The organism is Streptomyces sp. NPDC002130 (assembly GCF_040296465.1).
GTDB lineage: Bacteria > Actinomycetota > Actinomycetes > Streptomycetales > Streptomycetaceae > Streptomyces.
In genome coordinates this window covers 1-2,946 of sequence record NZ_JBEOXI010000495.1, presented here as the reverse complement: position 1 = coordinate 2,946, position 2,946 = coordinate 1, and the positions used below count along the sequence as shown (strand labels likewise).

Genomic DNA, 2,946 nt, shown 5'->3' with positions numbered 1-2,946 from the left:
GGGAGTCGACGCGGAGCGTCGGTGACCGACGACAACGCCGCAGATGCGCGTGCCAGGCCCCGCGTCTGTGGGCTGATCCAAACGACAGGCCCTAGGAGAGCACCCCCGCCAGCGTCCCCGCGAGGGTCAGGGCGAGGAACGCGGCGCCCCACGTCATCGCGTGCCGTATCCGGCGGCGCTTGACGTGAGTGGTCCGGGTCAGGAGCTGCGGCGGGGTGTCGGCGGTCGGCGTCGGGTGGGGCGTCCTCGCCAGGCTCAGCAGGACCAGCGACGGGGCGCAGGCCGCGCAGCCGGTCCAGAGGAGGAGCTGGGGGATCGCGGCGTACTGGGCGGGGGTGATGACGCCGGCGGTGATCGCGGTGAGGAGGGCGGCCAGCGCGGCGCCGAGGGTGGCCAGGGTCAGGCCCGCTCGGTGGTCGGCCCTCGCCAGTTCCTCGCGGACCGCCTCGGGCGGAAGCGGCCGGCCGAGATCCGCCGTGCGCTCGCCTCGGAGTGTGGTCATGCCTACCCCTCGCTGATCAGCGGTCTCCTCCGAGTACCCCAAAGGGGCTGCTCCACACCGTAGTTCAGGAGTTCCACGTCTCGTCGTAGGGGTCGTGCGGGGTGGGGACCGGCCTCGCGGTCGTCACGTCCAGGTAGGGGATGGGGCCGTTGTTGACCGGGTCCTTGGTGCGGCGGGGGGTGTAGGTGCCCGTGATCTCCAGCCAGGTGTCCGGTCTCAGGACCGGCGGGGTGTCGCCCGTCAGGGCGATCTTGACCGGCTGGGCGTCGGCGGCACAGCAGTTGAGGCCCATGCGGACCAGGTACGGGGCGCCCGTCCGGTCCAGGGTGACGAAGCCGGTGATCTTCAACTCGCGGTCGCGGAGGGCACGTCCGTCGTCGTAGATCGCACGGCCGGCGTAGTCCGCCACGGCCAGGCGCAGCGGTGCGTCGCCGGCGGGGAGGGCCGGGAAGCCGAAGGGTTTCGTCAGGGCCGTGCCGGTGTGCGCCGCGCTGTAGGAGCCCAGGGCCGGCGGGGCGACCAGGATCAGGGCGAGGACCGGGAGCGTGAGGAGCCAGGAGACGCGGGGTTCGCGGTGGTGGTCGTGGGCGGGGGCGCCGCGGCGGTCGTACCAGAGGGTGGCCGCCGCCGTGGCGATCAGGACCGCGCCCGCCAGGAGGACCAGGGGGCGCAGCCCCTCCTTGACGTACCGCAGGTAGAGGTCGGTCGTGCCGGCGTGCAGGAGGGTCGCACCGAGCAGGAAGAGGAGGGCCGTCTGGGCCAGGCGGTTCACAGCAGGACCGTTCCGGTCAGGGCCGACACGACGACGGCCAGGGCGAAGGTCGCGGGGGCGAAGCGCAGGGCGAAGGCGCGGCCGAAGGTGCCCGCCTGCATCGCGAACAGCTTCAGGTCGATCATCGGGCCGACGACCAGGAACGTCAGACGGGCCGTCAGGGAGAACTGGGTCAGGGACGCCGCCACGAACGCGTCCGCCTCCGAGCAGATGGAGAGCAGGACGGCCAGGGCGGCGAGGACCAGGACCGACAGGACGGGGTGGCCGGCCGCGAGGCTCAGCCATTGCGCGGGGACGACCGCCTTCAGGGTCGCCGCGGCCATCGCGCCGATCACCAGGAAACCGCCCGCGTGCGTCACGTCGTGGCGGACCGAGCCCCAGAAGGCCGCTCCCCTGCCCTGCCCCTCGTGCGACGCCCGGGCCGGGGGACGGAGCCAGTCCGTGCGGCCGAGGCGGTGCCAGAGCCAGCCCATCGAGCAGGCGACCAGCAGGCTCGCGACGAAGCGGGCCAGGACCATCTCCGGGTTGCCGGGGAACGCCACGGCCGTCGCCGTCAGCACGATCGGGTTGATGGCGGGCGCCGACAGGAGGAAGGCCAGGGCCGCCGCCGGTGTGACCCCGCGGCGGACCAGGGCGCCGGCCACCGGCACGGACGCGCACTCGCAGCCCGGCAGCACCGCGCCCGCCGCGCCCGCGACCGGCACGGCCAGCGCCGGGTGCTTCGGCAGGGCCCGGGCGAAGAACGACGGCGGCACGAACACCGCGATGGCCGCCGACAGCAGCACACCGAGCACCAGGAAAGGCAGCGCCTGGACCATGACCGCGACGAACACCGTCATCCAGCTCTGCATCACCGGTGCCGCCAGGGCTCCGCGGATCGGGTCCTGGAACATCACCGCCGTGAGCAGCAGAAGGGTCAGCAGGAGGGGCGAGTTGAGATACCGGGCCTCCTCCTTGCCCGGGCCTGTCCCGGTGTCCGGGTCCTCCCCGGCGTCGCCGCGCTCATCGCTGTCCTGCGGGGCTCTGTTCGTGATGGCCACGGGCCCGGTACCTCCGGTGGTGCGCGAGGGCATTCCCCATTCCCTCCCCTTTCGTACGGGCGGCGACGGCCGGGCGTTCACGCGACACCGTCCCCTTCTGGAACCGGTCGTCCCGGTGAGGCAGTCTTCTCCTCGTGGGGAGCGTTCCGAACCAAGGCCAGCCGAGTGATCCGGCCACGCACATGATCGTGTGCGGTGACGACGGCCTCGCGCACCGGCTGGCCGCCGAACTCCGCGGCGTCTACGCCGAGCAGGTCACGCTCGTCGTGCCGCCCTCCGGGCGACGGGTGCGCCGGCCCGTGGTCGGACGGGCCCGGGCCGCCTCGGCCGCGCTGCTGGACCGGGTCGTGAACGCGGCCGTCAACCGGACCGGCGCGAGCGGCGAACCGGCCGCGAACGAACAGGTCGTGGAGGCAGCGGAGATCACCGAGGCGGTGCTCACCGAGGTGGGCGCCGACCGGGCGGCGGCGCTGGCGCTCGTCTTCGACGACGACGAGACCAACATCCGGGCCGCGCTCACGGCCCGCCGGCTCAACCCCCGCATCCGTCTCGTACTCCGGCTCTACAACCGGCGATTGGGGCAGCACATCGAGGAACTGCTGGACCAGACCGCCGCCGTCGCCTCCGGGGAC

Annotated in this window: 4 protein-coding genes; 1 reads left to right on the top strand and 3 read right to left on the bottom strand. The window is 73.4% G+C overall.

What is annotated here, in order from left to right:
• Positions 1-91 precede the first annotated feature (91 nt).
• The 3 genes from ABT116_RS41675 to ABT116_RS41665 all read right to left on the bottom strand — a co-directional run bounded on the left by ABT116_RS41675 (position 92) and on the right by ABT116_RS41665 (position 2,314).
• Positions 92-502 (bottom strand): Pycsar system effector family protein, encoded by a 411-nt coding sequence (locus ABT116_RS41675; protein WP_351645550.1) that lies wholly within the window; start codon positions 500-502, stop codon positions 92-94.
• Between the two features lie 64 nt (positions 503-566).
• Positions 567-1,274 (bottom strand): TIGR03943 family putative permease subunit, encoded by a 708-nt coding sequence (locus ABT116_RS41670; protein WP_351645547.1) that lies wholly within the window; start codon positions 1,272-1,274, stop codon positions 567-569.
• Positions 1,271-2,314, bottom strand: a complete 1,044-nt coding sequence (locus tag ABT116_RS41665; protein ID WP_502984034.1) for a permease — start codon at positions 2,312-2,314, stop codon at positions 1,271-1,273. Before ABT116_RS41665 ends, ABT116_RS41670 begins: the two co-directional genes overlap by 4 nt.
• A 182-nt stretch (positions 2,315-2,496) precedes the next feature.
• Between ABT116_RS41665 and ABT116_RS41660 the strand changes: the two genes are divergently transcribed.
• Positions 2,497-2,946, top strand: a 450-nt coding sequence (locus tag ABT116_RS41660) for an NAD-binding protein (protein WP_351645553.1), incomplete at its 3' end; no start/stop codon positions are given.